This window comes from Actinacidiphila sp. bgisy160 (genome assembly GCF_057707815.1).
The window spans coordinates 89,398-104,178 of record NZ_JBYIQW010000007.1; the positions used below are offsets into that span (position 1 = coordinate 89,398).

Here is a 14,781-nt window from a genome sequence, read left to right on the forward strand (position 1 = left end):
CGGCTACCGGGAGGTGCCCCCAGGCGCGGTGCGTCGCAGGGCGGAGAGTCGGCCTCGTGGTGGGCCACTCGGACGATCGGACAACTCCCGCGGGCCGAAGGCCGGGGGAGTGCCGTGCCGGACGTCGCCGGGTGGGCGCTCATGCGACGACACGGCCTATGCCGCCGTCGCGTGGACCGAGGCCTTGGACGCCTTCGCCTTGGTGGCGTAGATGTCCACGTACTCCTGGCCGGACAGCCGCATCACGTGGCTCATCACCTCGTCGGTGACGGCACGCAGCACATAGCGGTCGCGGTCCATGCCCTCGTAGCGGGAGAACTCCAGCGGCTTGCCGAAGCGGACGGTGAAGCGGTGCACCCGCGGGACGCCGGCGCCGCCCGGCTGGATCCGGTCGGTGTCGACCATCGCGAACGGGACGACCGGCGCGCCGGTCATCAGCGCCAGCCGCGACACGCCCGTGCGGCCGCGGTAAAGGCGGCCGTCGGGGGAGCGGGTGCCCTCGGGGTAGATGCCGAAGACCCTTCCCTCGTCCAGGATGCGACGGCCGGTCATCAGGGCGGCGACGCCGCCGTGACCGCCGTCGCGGTCCACGGGGATCATGCCGACGGAGGTGAAGAAGGCCGCCATCAGCCGGCCCTTGATCCCGGGCGTGGTGACGTATTCGTCCTTGCCGATGAAGAAGACCTGACGCTTCACGACCAGGGACAGGAACATCGAGTCGATGAAGGTGACGTGGTTGCCGGCGAGGATCACCGGGCCGTCGCCCGGGATGTTCTCCGCCCCCTCGACCCTGGGTCGGAACAGAACGCGCATCAGTACTCCGAGCAGTGCCTTGAGGATGATGCGGAACAACGGGTCCTCCGGTCGTGGTCGGCGGGAGTCCGGCCGGGACGCCCGCGGGGTTCGCTCACCAGTGTGCGCCTCCCCCGGTGAGGACGATACTTCCGCCACGTCGCGACACGCACACCGGGTTCACACGACCGGTACGCATTGTTGACGTGCGTTTGCGTCACGTTCCGTCGCTCGCCGCTCGGGGGCAACACCGGCCTGCCTACGATGCGCGCGTCGTTTGCGAGGATCCGGACGGACGTTCGGCCGACACGAGGGGGCGCACATGAGGCACGAGCAGCAGGGCGGCCGGGAACAGGGCAGGGGGCCCGGGCGCCGGGCACTGATCGGGGCCGCTGCGCTCGGCGCCGGCGTCACCGTGCTCGGCGGCGCGGGGACCGCCGCGGCCGGCGAGCGGGGCTCCTCGCACGGCTCCGTCCCCGTCCACCCGCTGCCCGTGCCGACCGTGGTCGGCCACCGCGGCGCGAGCGGCTACCGCCCCGAGCACACCCTGGGCTCCTACCAGCTCGCCCTGGACCTCGGTGCCGACGTCATCGAGCAGGACGTCGTCCCCACCAAGGACGGGCACCTCGTCTGCCGTCACGAGCCTGAGATCGGCGGCACCACCGATGTCGCCGGCCACCCCGAGTTCGCCTCCCGCCGGACCACCAAGACCATCGACGGCGTCGCGACCACCGGCTGGTTCACCGAGGACTTCACCCTCGCCGAGCTCAAGACCCTGCGCGCGGTCGAGCGGCTGCCGGCACAGCGGCAGCGCAACACCCTCTACAACGGCCACTGGGAGGTGCCCACCTTCGAGGAGGTGCTGCGCTGGGCCGACGAGCAGGGCCGTAAGCGCGGCAAGGCGGTGTGGCTGCACGTCGAGACCAAGCACCCCACCTACTTCCGCGGCCTCGGCCTCGGCCTGGAGGAGCGGCTCGCCAAGCTGCTGCGCCGCTACGGCCGCGACAAGCGCAACTCCCCTTTGTTCCTGCAGTCCTTCGAGCCCGGCAGCCTCCAGCGGCTCGGCGCGCTCGGCCTGCGCAACCCCAAGGTCTTCCTGCTGGACGCGGCGACCACCCGCCCCTACGACTTCGTCGTCGCCGGGGACCCGCGCACCGTCGCCGACCTGGTCACCCCGGCCGGACTGAAGTGGATCGCCGGTTTCGCGCAGGGCATCGGCCCCACCCTGAACCTGATCATCCCGCGCGACGCGGCCGGCAAGCTCGGCATGCCCACCACGCTGGTGCGCGACGCCCACCAGGCCGGGCTGATCCTGCACCCCTACACGATGCGCAACGAGAACAGCTTCCTGCCCGCCGACTTCCGGGTCGGCACGGACCCCAACGCCTACGGCGACGCCTTCGGCGCCTTCAAGGTGTACTTCGAGCAGGGCATCGACGGCATCTTCTCCGACAACTGCGACACCGCGCTCCTGGCCCGCGCGGACTTCGCCGGCCGGAAGTGACCGTCAACACCAGGTGATCCCCCTCCCGCGCACGGGTGGTTCCCCCGCCAGGGGGCAACCACCCGGCGCGGCACGAGTGTCCCGGCGGGCATGACCCCGCGTGCACGAAGCGAAGAACTGACCGCCATCCGGCCGCTGCTGGCCGCCGAGGCCGCGGCCGAGTCCGTCCCCGCCTGCATCGAGGCGGCCGACCTCGAACAGTCGGTATGGCTGCGGTTGCTGGAACTCCCCGAGCCGCCCGCCGACCCCGCCCGCTGGCTGCGCCGCGCGGTGCGCGCCGAGGTCCGCCTGGCCGTTCGCCGGGCGCGCCGGGAGACGCCGTACGGCCCCGGCCGGCACCCCGCCGCCGAGGCACCGCAGAGCACCGAACAGCTGGTGCTCGCCGCCGAGCAGCGGCGCACCCTCCTGGCCGCCGCGCGCCGGCTGCCCGGGCGCTGTCCTGAGCTGGTATCCGCCCTGATCTCCCGTTCCGACCCCACTTACCGCGAAATCTCAGGCGAGTTGGGAATCTCACAGGGCAGCCTCGGACCGATGCGTTCCCGGTGCCTGAGTTGCCTGCGTACGATCCTCGCAACCGGGGTTGCAGGACCCGTACGACGGGGTAATGCACCGTAAACAGTCGGCGTATGGACGCTTGTGCACGGCCGCGCCGCCTTCCGGAAACGATTCAGGGCAACGTCCCGCGCCGCACCCTCACCCCCCGCGGCCCGGGCGGACTCGAAGGAGAGGCCAGCGCACATGGGTATGAGCGTGACCATCTCTGCGGCTACCGGCGACGACGCCGAGAAGATCCTCAAACTGCAGTACCTCTGCTACCAGGACGAAGCCGCACTGTACGGGGACTACGGCATAGAACCGCTGACCCAGACCCTCGACGCGCTGCGCGCCGAACTCGCGGGCGGGATCGTGGTGGTGGCCCGGCTCGGCGAGGAGGTGGTGGGTTCGGTCCGCGGCTGCGTGGACGAGGACGGCACCGCGCGGATCGCCAAGCTGATCGTCCACCCCCGCATGCAGCGGCACGGACTCGGCGGCCGTCTGCTGCGGGCCATCGAGGAGCGCCTGGCCGCGGAGAGCGAGGCCAAGCGGTACCGGCTCTTCACCGGGCACCGCAGCGAGTTCAGCCTGCGGCTGTACCGCAAGCTGGGCTACGCGCAGGTCGGCAGCGTCGAACCGGTCACCCGGCAACTGAGCCTGGTGCACATGGAGAAGCCGGCCGCCCGGCCGGAGACGTACGCCGCGAGCGCCTGAGCCCGCGTCAGGGGGCCGGGTACTGCTCGGAGGCCTGCTGTGGCCGCGCCTGCCGGCGCAGCCACAGCAGGCCGGTCACCGGTACGACGACGGGCAGGAACAGGTAGCCCATGCCGTAGTCGGACCACACGGTCTGGTCCGGGAACGCTCCGGAGTCGACCAGCGTCAGGGTGCCCACCGCCAGCACGCCGGCCAGTTCGAGCGTGCAGCTGACCAGCGCGACCTTCCGCGCGCCCTCGCCGCCCCGCCACAGGGCCACCGTGATCACCGCGTAGAGGACACCCGCCAGCAGGGAGAGCAGGTAGGCCAGCGGCGCCTGATCGAACTGCGTGCTGATCTGCACGATCGCGCGGGAGAGCGCGGCGACGGTGAAGACCCCGTACAGGGAGAGCAGCAGCCTGCCCGGCCCGCGGCCGATGCCGCGTCCGGCGGTTGCGGGCGCGGTGGTGTCCTTCGCGGTCTCAGGCACTGACGCCTCCCCAGATGTCGTGGAGCCGCACCTCCAGCACGGCCAGGATCACCCCGCCCGCGGCCACGATCGCCGAGCCCCAGCGGGTGCGCTCGGTCAGCGACATGAAGCCCGCCGCCGGGACGGTGCAGGCGGCGCCGACCAGGTACGCCACGAAGATCGTCGTGCCGTCCACCGGCTTCTCGCCGCCGCTGAGCTTGACCACACCTATCACCAGCTGGACGAGCGCCAGCACCGCCACCAGGGCCATGCCGATGAAGTGCCAGTCCTTGGTCGGCTGGTCGCGGAAGGCCGCGAAGCCGCACCAGGCGGCCAGGAGCAGCGCCGTGGCCGAGACCACGATCGTGAGCGCGTCGAGCATGGCGCGACTCTATTACGGGCGGAAACGGCCGGGTCCCCGCCCCCTGGGTGTCCACATTCCGGACTCCGGGACCGGATATTGGTACGCCGCACGGGCGTCTGCTTTACTGGTGCGCATGACCACGACGAACCGCCGCTGCCGCGCGACCGAGGCGATGACGCCCGGTGTTCGTCGTATGTGTCGAATGTGTGCACGCTGAGGGCCCACGCCATCTGAGTCCCGCGCCCCGAAGCGAGACCCGCCCCTCCTGCCGCGGACCGCACACCCCCATGCACATGGAATCGCAGCAGTCCTTCCGCCGTCGCCGGCCGGCGCACGACCGCCGGCCGCCCGGCACCCGCTGCTGACCTTCTTCCACGCTCCGCACAGGGGCGGAGCCATGCCATGTCCGCGGTCCATACGCCCCGTGTGCGGCTCTCGTCCGCCGCGCACCCGACAGTGACGGAAATCCAGTGATCACCACAACGGGCCTGACCAAGGTCTACCGATCCCGCGACCGGGAGACGGTGGCCCTCGACGGCGTCGACCTGCACGTCCGCGAGGGTGAGGTGTACGGCGTCGTCGGACGCAGCGGTGCCGGCAAGAGCACGCTCATCCGCTGCGTCAACCTGCTGGAGCGACCCACGTCGGGCACCGTCGAGGTGGCCGGCCGGGACCTGACCGCACTCGCCGGCCGCTCCGACCGCGCGGGCTCCGCCCTGCGTACCGCCCGCACGGGCATCGGCATGGTCTTCCAGCATTTCAACCTGCTGTCCTCGCGCACCGTCCGGGACAACGTCGAGCTGCCCCTGGAGATCCTCGGCGTCTCCGGCCGCGAGCGTCGCCGCAAGGCCCTGGAACTGCTCGACCTGGTGGGCCTGGCCGACAAGGCCCGCGCCTACCCGGCCCAGCTGTCCGGCGGCCAGAAGCAGCGCGTCGGCATCGCCCGGGCCCTGGCCGGCGACCCCAAGGTGCTGCTCTCCGACGAGGCCACCTCCGCGCTCGACCCCGAGACCACCCGCTCGATCCTGCAGCTGCTGCGCGACCTCAACCGGCAGCTCGGCCTGACCATCCTGCTCATCACCCACGAGATGGATGTGGTCAAGGCCGTCTGCGACTCCGCCGCGCTGATGAAGGGAGGCCGCATCGTGGAATCCGGCAAGGTCACCGACCTGCTCGCCACGCCCGGCTCCGAACTGGCCCACGAACTCTTCCCGGTCGGCGGCGAGCCGTCCGGCGAGGGCCGCACCGTGGTCGACCTCACTTTCCACGGCGAGGCCGCCACCGAACCCGTCATCTCCCAGCTGTCCCGGACCTACAACATCGACATCTCCGTGCTCGGCGCCGCGCTGGAGACCATCGGCGGCCGCCAGGTCGGCCGGATGCGGATCGAGCTGCCCGGCGCCTTCGAGGACAACGTCGTGCCGATCGGCTTCCTCCGCGAGAAGGGCCTCCAGGTCGACGTCGCCCCGGTCGCCGGTGACGAGCCGGCCAAGGAGGGCGCGAAGTGAGCTGGTCGCAGATGCAGCCGCTGCTGTCGCAGGCCTGTTGGGAAACCCTGATCATGGTCGGCTGGTCCACGCTGATCGCGGTGGCCGGGGGGCTGCCGCTGGGCGTCCTGCTGGTGCTGACCGACCGCGGCGGACTGCTGCGCAACGCCGCGGTCAACAAGGCCGTCGGCGTGGTCGTGAACCTCGGCCGCTCGCTGCCCTTCCTCATCCTGATGATCTCCGTGCTGCCCTTCACCCGCTGGGTGATCGGCACCACCATCGGCGCGGAGGCCATGGTCGTCCCCCTCTCCATCGGCGCCATCCCGTTCCTCGCGCGCCTGGTGGAGACCTCCGTGCGCGAGGTCGACAGCGGACTCGTCGAGGCCGTCCAGGCGATGGGCGGCAGCACCTGGACCGTGGTCCGCAAGGCCCTGCTGCCCGAGTCGCTCCCCTCCCTGATCGCCGGGCTCACCACCACTGTGATCGCGCTCATCGGCTACTCCGCCATGGCCGGCACCATCGGCGGCGGCGGCCTCGGCGACCTCGCCATCCGCTACGGCTACCAGCGTTTCGAGACCTCGCTGATGCTCGTCACGATCGGCGTGCTGATCGTCATCGTGACCGTCGTCCAGCTCGCCGGCGACCTCGCCGCCCGCGCCGCCTCGCACCGCGGCCGCGGCTCCACCGCGCCCCGGCTGCGCCTGCTGCGCCCGGCCGCGACCCCTGAAACCTCCTGACACCGCAAGGCAACACCGCTGAAGAAGGGCACTTTTCGTGCGTACCACCGTCAAGATCACGACCGCCGTCCTCGCCGCCGCGGGCCTCACCCTCGGCCTGACCGCCTGCGGCGCGGACTCCGGCTCCACGAAGGACAGCGCGAGCGACCCGCTCGTCGTCGCCGCGAGCCCCGTCCCGCACGCCGAGATCCTCGACTTCGTCAAGGACAAGCTGGCGGCCAAGGCCGGGCTCAGGCTCGAGGTCAAGGAGTTCAGCGACTACGTGACGCCGAACACCGCCACCGAGGACGGCTCCGTCGACGCGAACTACTTCCAGAACCAGCCCTACCTGGACGACTTCAACAAGAAGAAGGGCACCCACATCGTGCCCGTCGTCACGGTCCACCTGGAGCCGCTCGGCCTGTACTCCGACAAGTTGAAGTCCGCCGACGCGATCAAGAACGGTGCCACGATAGCCGTCGCCAACGACGCGGTGAACGAGGCCCGCGGCCTCAAGCTGCTCGCAGCGGGCGGCCTGATCACCCTCAAGGACGGCGTCGGCAACGAGGCCACCCCCGCCGACATCACCGCCAACCCCAGGAACCTGAAGTTCAAGGAGCTGGAGGCCGCCCAGCTGCCGCGTTCCCTGCAGGACGTCGACGCCGCCGTCATCAACGGCAACTACGCCATCTCCGCGGGCCTCAAGCCCGCCGACGACGCCCTGGTGCTGGAGTCCGCCGACAACAACCCCTACGGCAACTTCCTGGCCGTCAAGGAGGGCAACGAGAAGGACCCGCGCGTGCTGAAGCTCAAGAAGCTGCTCACCTCGCCCGAGGTGAAGAAGTTCATCGAGGACAAGTACGCCGGCTCCGTCATCCCCTCCTTCTGACCCACCGGCCCCCCGGCGGGGGCGGGCACCGCGCCGCTCACCGCGCCCCGTCCCCCGCCGCCCCGGGCCAGTCAAGCCGCAACCGCTCCGCGCGCGGCAGCCGCGCCACGACCAGGTCGTACGAGTCCTCGACCAGCTCGCACACCATCGCGTCGGGCAGCGAGCCGTCCAGCGTCACCGTGTTCCAGTGGCGCTTGTTCAGATGCCATCCGGGCGCGATCGCCGCGTGCTCCGCCCGCAGCCGCACCGCCAGGTCGGGATCGCACTTCACGCTCACCTTCAGCGGCTCGTCCCCCAGCGCGCTGATGGCGAAGATCCTCCCGCCGACCTTGAAGACGGTCACCTCGGTGTCCCGCGGGAAGGGGTTCTCCTCCGTCGCGCCGTTGAAGCCGAGACAGAAGCCCCTGAGCCGATCCGCGTCCATCCGCCCATTCAACAGGGCGCCACCGGCAGAGCAGCGGGGTCAGCGCCGCCGCACCCAGTACACGTCCGTCGTGTACGGCATCTCGACGGCGTCCTTGCCGCGCGTCGCAGCGTGCCCGGCCAGCACCGCCTCCACCTCGGCACGCACCCGCTCCTGCTCGGCCGGGTCCATCACCGCGATGTGGCTCGAGGAGGTCATCCGCTCCACCACGTCCGTGACCGTCGTCGAGTGCGGGTTCGGCCAGTGCCGCTCGTGCACCCGCGACCAGCCCGCGCGGTCGGTGAAGGCCTTGCGCCAGCCGTCGTCCAGCGGACTCGGCAGATCGCGCGGCGCCAGCCGGAAGACGATGTCCTGGTAGTCCCGCACCCAGGGGACCGAGGTGTCGTAGGTGTTCCACACCAGCGCCAGCGAACCGCCCGGCCGCAGCAGGCGTTCGACCTCCGCCAGGGCCGCCTCCTCCTGGAACCAGTGCCAGGACTGCGCGGCCACCACCGCGTCCGCGCACCCGTCCGGCAGGCCCGTCGCCTCCGCCGTCCCAGCGGACACCCGCACTCCCGGCAGCAGCTCCGCGAGCCGCTCGCGCATCTCCGTCACCGGCTCGACCGCGATCACCTCCGCGCCCGTCAGCGCCAGCAAGCGGGTGAACTTGCCGGTGCCGGCGCCCAGGTCGACCACCGTGCGGCCGGCCTCGAGGGGCAGCGCGTCCGCCAATTCGGCCAGGGCCGCCATGGGGTACGAGGGCCGAGACCGCTCGTACACACCCGCGGCCCGCTGATATCCGACTCCTGCTGCGTGGTGCACCGTCACGCGGGCAGACGCTAGCAGGACCGTATGACAACAGGGGGAGCGGACCTGCGGAAAAGCCGGGGAACAGCACACCAACTGCTCCCGTCGTACGGATGGTTGGACGTACCCTTGGGCGACGGCCGCGCAGGCCCCCGCGGCGACCCGGTCCTGCGGTGACCCGGTGGATGCTGCATGCTGTGCACTTCACACATGCCCTGGCTACGGAGCGTCGAATGACCAGCTTCCCGGAGATCTCCATCAGTACGGAGCGGCTGGTGCTGCGCACGTACGAGGAGTCCGACATCCCCGCCCTGGCGGAGATGATGAACGACGAGTCCGTGATCGCCTGGACCTCCGTGCCGCACCCGTACACCGAGGCGGACGCCCGCTCCTTCATCACCGAGTTCGCCCCCGCCGAGCGCGCGGAGGGCCGCGGCATCGTGCTCGCCGTCACCGAGTTCCTCACCCAGCGGCTGGTCGGCACCGTCCACCTGCAGCGCACCGACTGGCGCATCCGCAGCAGCGAGGTGGGCTACATGATCGCCCCCTGGGCGCGCGGCGAGGGTTACGCGGCGGAGGCCGTCCAGGGCACCGCCCAATGGCTCTTCGACGACCAGAAGTTCGAGCGCCTGGAACTGCGCACCGCCGCCGGCAACGCCGCCTCGCAGCAGGTCGCGCAGAAGATCGGCTGCATCAGCGAGGGCGTGCTGCGCGGCGCCGGCCTGGTCCGCCACAGGCCGGACGGGGATACCGGCGGCCACTGGGAGGAGATCCGCACCGACCTGATCGTTTGGAGCCTGCTCCCGGAGGACCTGGACGGGCTCGCGGAGCAGTCCGCCGACGGCTCCGACTACACGGCGTACCCCGACTGGCAGTGAGCACCCGCTAGCGCAAGATCCTGTCCGGGGTACTGTGCACACCCCGGGATCACACCACCCCCGGGCACCACACCGCGACGCGCCCAGGAGGCAGGACGACGATGGCCGACCGCGTCACCGTGATCGGGTGGGACGGCTCACCACCGGGCGAGGCAGCGCGCTCCGCGCTCTCGGCCGCCACCCTGGTGGCCGGGACCCGGCACCATCTGGCACTGCCTTTCGTGCCGGAGGACGCCGAGCGGATCGTGCTGGGCAGTATCGACCTCGCCGCCCGCCGCATCGCTCGGCACCGCGGCACCGCGGTCGTCCTCGCCGACGGCGACCCCGGCTTCTTCGGCGTCGTCCGCGCCCTGCGCACCCCCGAGTACGGGCTGGAGGTCGAGGTCGTCCCCGGCGTCTCCTCGGTCGCCCAGGCCTTCGCACGGGCCGGGATGCCCTGGGACGACGCCCGGGTGGTCGTCGCGCACACCCGGACCCTGCGGCGGGCCGTCAACGTCTGCCGCGCCCACCCCAAGGTCGCCGTGCTGACCGCGCCCGGCGCAGGCCCGGCCGAACTCGCCCTGCTGCTGGGCGACGAGCACCGCACCTTCGTGATCTGCGAGGCCCTCGGCACCGAGCACGAGCAGGTCACCGTCCTCACCTCCGACAAGGTCGCCGACCACACTTGGCGGGACCCCAACGTCGTCCTCGTCATCGGTGCCGCCCCGGCCGCCGCCCCCGCGCCCGTGCCCGTTCCGGTCACCCCGCAGTCCGGCTGGCTGGCGGGCGGCGACCCCGCCGCGGCCGACCGCGTACGCGGCTGGGGGCTGCCCGCCGAGCGGTACACGCCGGGGGACGGTCCGGCGCACCTGCGCGCCCTGCAACTGGCCCGGCTCGGGCCGCGGGCGGGCGACCTCCTCTGGGACATCGGCGCCGGCGGCGGCGCCGTCGCCGTGGAGGCGGCGCGCTTCGGCGCGGCCGTCATCGCGGTGGAGGCCGAGGCCGCGGCGTGCGACCGGATCGAGGACACCGCACGGGACTTCGGGGTGCGGGTGCGGGTCGTCCACGGCCAGGCACCGCACGTGCTGGAGGACCTTCCGGAACCGGACATCGTGCGCATCGGAGGCGGCGGACCGGAGGTCGTCGCCGCCTGCGCCGCGCGCCGGCCGGAGCGAATCGCCGCGAGCGCCGCGAACCGGGACGAGGCCGAAGCCGTCAGCCGCGCCCTCGACGAGGGCGGATACACCGTGGAACGCGCGTTGTTGCAGGCTGTGGAGCTGGACGACGAGTGGTCCGAGCGGGAGCGCACGGTGGTCTTCGCGCTCCTCGGACACCGCAGGTGAGCCGGTGGGTTGCGCCCACATTGGCACCGGTTTGAGGTGAACCCCCTGAGCATGCGCGGGCACACGCACGGTAGGCTGACGGACCGCTGTGCCGTCGTCGCGCATTGACGTCGCGTGAGGGCTGATCAGTATTGGTCAGTACCGGTCAATCGCCGTCGTCGTGCCGGTTGCCGCCCACGCTCGTTCTCTGAGTGGGCGGTGTGCTCGGCGCAGCGATGGAAGGAGCGAAACCGATGGGCGAGGGGCACGCATGACTGACACCGGCCAGGTCCCGGGTGAGGGACTGCCGGAGAACGCAGGCGAAGAAGCGGTTCTGCAACCGCACGCCGACCTTCCCGGCAGTGGCGCGCAGCAGCAGTCCGTCCCTTCGTGGGACGTCGATCCGCTCACCGCGCCGGTTCCTCCCGAGTACCAGTACCTCGACCAGCCGTCCGGCGCCCTGCCGGTCGACGAGGACGAGGAGATGCTGCTGATGCCCGGTCTGCAGGGGTCGTGGGCCGACCCGCAGCCGGTGCCGCCGCAGCCGTCCCCGGTCGCCGCGGCCCCCGTCCCGGCGCCCGTCCCCGTGATCCCGCCGACGCCGGTCCCGGCGCAGGGCCCCGCTCCCACCCCCGTGCCGGTCGAGCACACCCCGCACGTCGGAGTGCCCGTGGCGCCCGTGGGCATCGAGCACGACGCCCACGAGAGCGGCGGCCGTGACTCCGTCTCCCTTGACTACTCCGCGGTCCGCGCGGAGGTGCCGGTCGTACCGGGCGTGCCGGTGCCGGAGCAGGTGCCGGCCGAGCAGGCCGCGTCGCCGCAGCCCTTGTCCGAGCAGCCCGAGCAGCGTGCGCAGTTCGTGGCGGAGACCGTGCCCGTGGCGGAGACCCTCCCGCAGCCCGCGGAGGAAGCCGTCCAGGTCCGGGCGGCCGAGCCTGCCCCGCAGCCCCATGTACCCGCGCAGGCACAGGTGCAGGAGGCCGCCCCGGCCGCGCCCGCACCGCCGCGGCGGCCGCTCCACATGGGTCCCCCGATCCCGGACCCGTCCAACGGCGGTGGCATCGTGCGCTCCCTGGCCGACCGCGGTCCGGCCACCCCCGCACCCGCCCCGGCGCCGCAGCCGGTCCCGGCGCCCATGCGCCAGTCCGGGCCGCCCACCACGGGACCGGAGTACCTGGACATCCCCCGCGACGAGGCCCCTGCCGAGCCCCAGGCTCCGGTGCCGGTGCCGGTGCCGGTGCCCGCGTCCGGCGAGACCTGGACGGCCTCGGCCGAGCCGCCGGTGCCCGAGGCCGTCGTGCCGGAGCCGGTCGCCGCCGTGCCCGTGGCACCGCTGGAAACCCCGGACGAGCCGCTGCCGTTCGGCATGGAGCCGGCCGTCGAGCCGCCCGTGGCTCCGGCCGTGGCGGAGGCGTCCGAGCCCGTCGTGACGCCCGAGCCGGTCGCCGCTCCTGAGCCGGAGCCGGTCGCCGCTCCTGAGCCGGAGCCGGTGGCCGCCGCGCCGGAGCCGGTCGCCGAGGCCGTGGCGGAACCCGGTCCCGAGCCCGCGGTCGCGCCGGCGCCCGTCGTCGTGGAACCCGCCACCGCCCCTGCCGCGGCCGTGCAGGAGGAGACCCCGCTCGCCGTCGCTGTCACCGTCGCCGAGCCGCAGGCCGAGGCCGTGCCCGAGGCGGACGTGGTGCCCGAGGCAGCCGAAGTCCCCGAGGCAGCCGAAGCCCCCGAGGTGCCGGCGGCCGGCGAGGAGGAGAGCCCGGAGCCGTTCCTCCCCGCCGCCGAGGGCTATGACCCCGCCGTGCGGGACGCCGTGCACCGCGTCATCCGCGAGCGCCGGGACATCCGCAACGGCTTCCGCAAGGACCCGATCCCGCACGAGGTGCTGATCCGCGTGCTGGAGGCGGCGCACACCGCGCCGAGCGTGGGCCACTCCCAGCCGTGGGACTTCGTCGTCATCCGCTCCGCCAAGACCCGGGAGCGCATGCACGAACTCGCCATGCAGCAGCGCGAGGCCTACGCCAAGTCCCTTCCCAAGGGCCGCGCCAAGCAGTTCCGCGAGCTGAAGATCGAGGCGATCCTCGACACCCCGGTCAACATCGTCGTCACCGCCGACCCCACCCGGGGCGGCCGCCACACCCTGGGCCGCTACACCCAGCCGCAGATGGCCCCTTACTCCTCGGCGCTCGCCGTGGAGAACCTCTGGCTCGCCGCCCGCGCCGAGGGCCTCGGCGTGGGCTGGGTCAGCTTCTTCGACGAGCGTGAGATGGTCCGCGAACTCGGGCTGCCCGAGCACCTCGAGGTCGTCGCCTATCTCTGCGTCGGCTACGTCGACGAGTTCCCCGAGGACCCCGAACTGGTGCAGTCCGGCTGGTCCAAGCGGCGCCCGCTGTCCTGGGTCGTCCACGAGGAGGAGTACGGCAACCGGGCCCTGCCCGGCGAGGAGCCGCACGACCTCCTGGAGGAGACCCTCCGCGGCATCCGCCCGCTCGACGCGAAGGCGCTCGGCGAGGCCTGGGAGCGGCAGAAGCGGATGACCAAGCCGGCCGGCGCGCTGGGCATGCTGGAGATCATCTCCGCGCAGCTCAGTGGGTTGTCCCGGCAGTGCCCACCGCCGATCCCCGAGCCCGCGGCCGTCGCGATCTTCGCCGGGGACCACGGGGTGCACGCCCAGGGCGTCACCGCCTGGCCCCAGGAGGTCACCGGCCAGATGGTCGCCAACTTCCTCGGCGGCGGGGCCGTGTGCAACGCCTTCGCCAACCAGGTGGGCGCCGAGGTGTGCGTGGTGGACGTCGGCGTCGCCTCCGACCTGCCCAGCACGCCCGGTCTGCTGCCCCGCAAGGTCCGACCCGGCACCGCCGACATGACCGCCGGGCCCGCCATGTCGCGCGAGGAGGCACTGCGCGCGATCGAGGTCGGCATCGAGACCGCCCGCGACCTCGTCGCCGCGGGCAACAAGGTGCTGCTCACCGGGGAGATGGGGGTCGCCAACACCACCGTCTCCGCGGCCCTGATCTCCGTCTACACCGGGGTCGACCCGGCGGAGGTCACCGGGCGCGGCACCGGCATCAACGACGAGATGCACGCCCGCAAGATCGACGTCGTGCGGCGCGCCCTCGAACTCCACCGGCCCGACCCGTCCGACCCGATCGAGGTCCTCGCGGCGATCGGCGGCCTCGAGCACGCGGCCATGGTCGGCCTGCTGCTCGGCGCGGCGTCCCTGCGGACCCCGGTCATCCTCGACGGCGTCAGCGCGGGCGCGGCCGCCCTGGTGGCCCGCACCATCGCGCCGGAGGTCCTCGCGGCCTGCATCGCCGGCCATCGCAGCGCGGAGCCCGGCCACCGTGCGGCGCTGACGAAGCTGGGCCTGCGGCCGCTGGTCGACCTCGACCTGCGGCTCGGTGAGGGCACGGGCGCGCTGCTGGCGCTGCCGCTGGTGCAGAGCGCTGCGCGCGCGATGCACGAGGTGGCGACGTTCGACTCCGCCGGGGTCACCGAGAAGTCCTGACGCGGGCGGCCGTGGTGGGCGGGTTGGTTTCCCCGCCCGCCCTCCCGCCCTCCCGCCCCCAGCCTTCGGCCGAGGGGACCCCCGTCCGGCGCGGTAGGTGCGGGCCTGCGCGGGGTGCGTTGGGTGGGCCGGGGTCGGGGCCCGCCGGGGCTGGGCGTTCTGTACCGCATATTCATGTGCATGGCGGGCACTCGCGCTTGGCCGCCCCGGGTGCCGCACAAACACATACACGTCAGCGTCCAGAACGCCCTCCCGCCCCCAGCCTTCGGCCGGGGCTGCCCCGGGGCCCGCGCCCCCTCCGTCGGTTGCGCGACCAACGGCCGGTGCCACGCCAGTGTGCGCGGGCCGTACCGATCGTGCCGGCCGGGGGAGGGCGGGTGGGTGGGGGATGCCCGCCGCGGGCGCACCGCACCGCAGGTGTGATCTTGGGCGCTGCGGCGCGGCC

At 72.7% G+C, this 14,781-nt stretch carries 14 protein-coding genes; 9 read left to right on the top strand and 5 right to left on the bottom strand.

Annotation, left to right across the window (positions count from 1 at the left end):
* Positions 1-156 precede the first annotated feature (156 nt).
* Positions 157-813 (bottom strand): lysophospholipid acyltransferase family protein, encoded by a 657-nt coding sequence (locus AC3EUJ_RS09120; protein WP_431960637.1) that lies wholly within the window; start codon positions 811-813, stop codon positions 157-159.
* 301 nt (positions 814-1,114) lie between these two features.
* On the opposite strand from AC3EUJ_RS09120, the gene AC3EUJ_RS09125 reads away from it, so the two are divergent.
* From AC3EUJ_RS09125 to AC3EUJ_RS09135, 3 genes are all read left to right on the top strand, one after another.
* Positions 1,115-2,296: a glycerophosphodiester phosphodiesterase gene (locus AC3EUJ_RS09125; protein ID WP_431960528.1), complete on the top strand. Its 1,182-nt coding sequence runs from the start codon at positions 1,115-1,117 to the stop codon at positions 2,294-2,296.
* 90 nt (positions 2,297-2,386) lie between these two features.
* Positions 2,387-2,911 carry a sigma-70 family RNA polymerase sigma factor gene (locus AC3EUJ_RS09130; protein ID WP_431960529.1) on the top strand — a complete coding sequence of 175 codons (525 nt, stop codon included), beginning with the start codon at positions 2,387-2,389 and terminating at the stop codon, positions 2,909-2,911.
* Positions 2,912-3,034: 123 nt separating this feature from the next.
* Positions 3,035-3,544 (top strand): GNAT family N-acetyltransferase, encoded by a 510-nt coding sequence (locus AC3EUJ_RS09135; protein WP_431960530.1) that lies wholly within the window; start codon positions 3,035-3,037, stop codon positions 3,542-3,544.
* Positions 3,545-3,551: 7 nt separating this feature from the next.
* Here AC3EUJ_RS09135 and AC3EUJ_RS09140 read toward each other — a convergent pair whose 3' ends face one another.
* Together AC3EUJ_RS09140 and AC3EUJ_RS09145 are read right to left on the bottom strand one after the other, a co-directional pair.
* A complete protein-coding gene (locus tag AC3EUJ_RS09140; protein ID WP_431960531.1) occupies positions 3,552-4,013 on the bottom strand; it encodes a hypothetical protein in 462 nt (153 codons plus the stop codon).
* Positions 4,006-4,374, bottom strand: coding sequence for a hypothetical protein (locus AC3EUJ_RS09145; RefSeq protein ID WP_431960532.1), 369 nt, complete (start codon positions 4,372-4,374; stop codon positions 4,006-4,008). The genes AC3EUJ_RS09140 and AC3EUJ_RS09145 overlap by 8 nt, the downstream gene beginning before the upstream one ends.
* 452 nt (positions 4,375-4,826) lie before the next feature.
* On the opposite strand from AC3EUJ_RS09145, the gene AC3EUJ_RS09150 reads away from it, so the two are divergent.
* The 3 genes from AC3EUJ_RS09150 to AC3EUJ_RS09160 are packed head-to-tail and all read left to right on the top strand — an operon-like array spanning position 4,827 to position 7,448.
* Positions 4,827-5,864 (top strand): methionine ABC transporter ATP-binding protein, encoded by a 1,038-nt coding sequence (locus AC3EUJ_RS09150; RefSeq protein ID WP_431960533.1) that lies wholly within the window; start codon positions 4,827-4,829, stop codon positions 5,862-5,864.
* Positions 5,861-6,580 (top strand): methionine ABC transporter permease, encoded by a 720-nt coding sequence (locus AC3EUJ_RS09155; RefSeq protein WP_431960534.1) that lies wholly within the window; start codon positions 5,861-5,863, stop codon positions 6,578-6,580. The genes AC3EUJ_RS09150 and AC3EUJ_RS09155 overlap by 4 nt, the downstream gene beginning before the upstream one ends.
* A gap of 37 nt (positions 6,581-6,617) precedes the next feature.
* Positions 6,618-7,448: a MetQ/NlpA family ABC transporter substrate-binding protein gene (locus AC3EUJ_RS09160; protein WP_431960535.1), complete on the top strand. Its 831-nt coding sequence runs from the start codon at positions 6,618-6,620 to the stop codon at positions 7,446-7,448.
* A 37-nt stretch (positions 7,449-7,485) separates the two neighbouring features.
* On the opposite strand, the gene AC3EUJ_RS09165 is transcribed toward AC3EUJ_RS09160, so the two are convergent.
* Complete coding sequence (locus AC3EUJ_RS09165; RefSeq protein ID WP_431960536.1) at positions 7,486-7,872, bottom strand: MmcQ/YjbR family DNA-binding protein; 387 nt, start codon at positions 7,870-7,872, stop codon at positions 7,486-7,488.
* A gap of 39 nt (positions 7,873-7,911) precedes the next feature.
* Positions 7,912-8,679, bottom strand: coding sequence for a class I SAM-dependent methyltransferase (locus AC3EUJ_RS09170; protein WP_431960537.1), 768 nt, complete (start codon positions 8,677-8,679; stop codon positions 7,912-7,914).
* Positions 8,680-8,891: 212 nt separating this feature from the next.
* Here AC3EUJ_RS09170 and AC3EUJ_RS09175 point away from each other — a divergent pair, with 212 nt between their 5' ends.
* The 3 genes from AC3EUJ_RS09175 to cobT all read left to right on the top strand — a co-directional run bounded on the left by AC3EUJ_RS09175 (position 8,892) and on the right by cobT (position 14,336).
* Complete coding sequence (locus tag AC3EUJ_RS09175; protein ID WP_431960538.1) at positions 8,892-9,536, top strand: GNAT family N-acetyltransferase; 645 nt, start codon at positions 8,892-8,894, stop codon at positions 9,534-9,536.
* A 101-nt stretch (positions 9,537-9,637) separates the two neighbouring features.
* Positions 9,638-10,858 carry a precorrin-6y C5,15-methyltransferase (decarboxylating) subunit CbiE gene (gene cbiE, locus AC3EUJ_RS09180; RefSeq protein ID WP_431960539.1) on the top strand — a complete coding sequence of 407 codons (1,221 nt, stop codon included), beginning with the start codon at positions 9,638-9,640 and terminating at the stop codon, positions 10,856-10,858.
* A gap of 250 nt (positions 10,859-11,108) precedes the next feature.
* The gene (gene cobT, locus AC3EUJ_RS09185; RefSeq protein WP_431960540.1) at positions 11,109-14,336 is read left to right on the top strand and encodes a nicotinate-nucleotide--dimethylbenzimidazole phosphoribosyltransferase; all 3,228 of its coding nucleotides are present in this window, start codon (positions 11,109-11,111) and stop codon (positions 14,334-14,336) included.
* Positions 14,337-14,781 lie beyond the last annotated feature (445 nt).

Excerpts from the sequence above, each read along its gene's own strand:
- AC3EUJ_RS09120 (WP_431960637.1), bottom strand. The coding sequence starts at position 813 with ATGCGCGTTCTGTTCCGACCCAGGGTCGAGGGGGCGGAGAACATCCCG.
- AC3EUJ_RS09125 (WP_431960528.1), top strand. The coding sequence starts at position 1,115 with ATGAGGCACGAGCAGCAGGGCGGCCGGGAACAGGGCAGGGGGCCCGGG.
- AC3EUJ_RS09130 (WP_431960529.1), top strand. The coding sequence starts at position 2,387 with ATGACCCCGCGTGCACGAAGCGAAGAACTGACCGCCATCCGGCCGCTG.
- AC3EUJ_RS09135 (WP_431960530.1), top strand. The coding sequence starts at position 3,035 with ATGGGTATGAGCGTGACCATCTCTGCGGCTACCGGCGACGACGCCGAG.
- AC3EUJ_RS09145 (WP_431960532.1), bottom strand. The coding sequence starts at position 4,374 with ATGCTCGACGCGCTCACGATCGTGGTCTCGGCCACGGCGCTGCTCCTG.
- AC3EUJ_RS09165 (WP_431960536.1), bottom strand. The coding sequence starts at position 7,872 with ATGGACGCGGATCGGCTCAGGGGCTTCTGTCTCGGCTTCAACGGCGCG.
- AC3EUJ_RS09175 (WP_431960538.1), top strand. The coding sequence starts at position 8,892 with ATGACCAGCTTCCCGGAGATCTCCATCAGTACGGAGCGGCTGGTGCTG.
- cbiE (WP_431960539.1), top strand. The coding sequence starts at position 9,638 with ATGGCCGACCGCGTCACCGTGATCGGGTGGGACGGCTCACCACCGGGC.
- cobT (WP_431960540.1), top strand. The coding sequence starts at position 11,109 with ATGACTGACACCGGCCAGGTCCCGGGTGAGGGACTGCCGGAGAACGCA.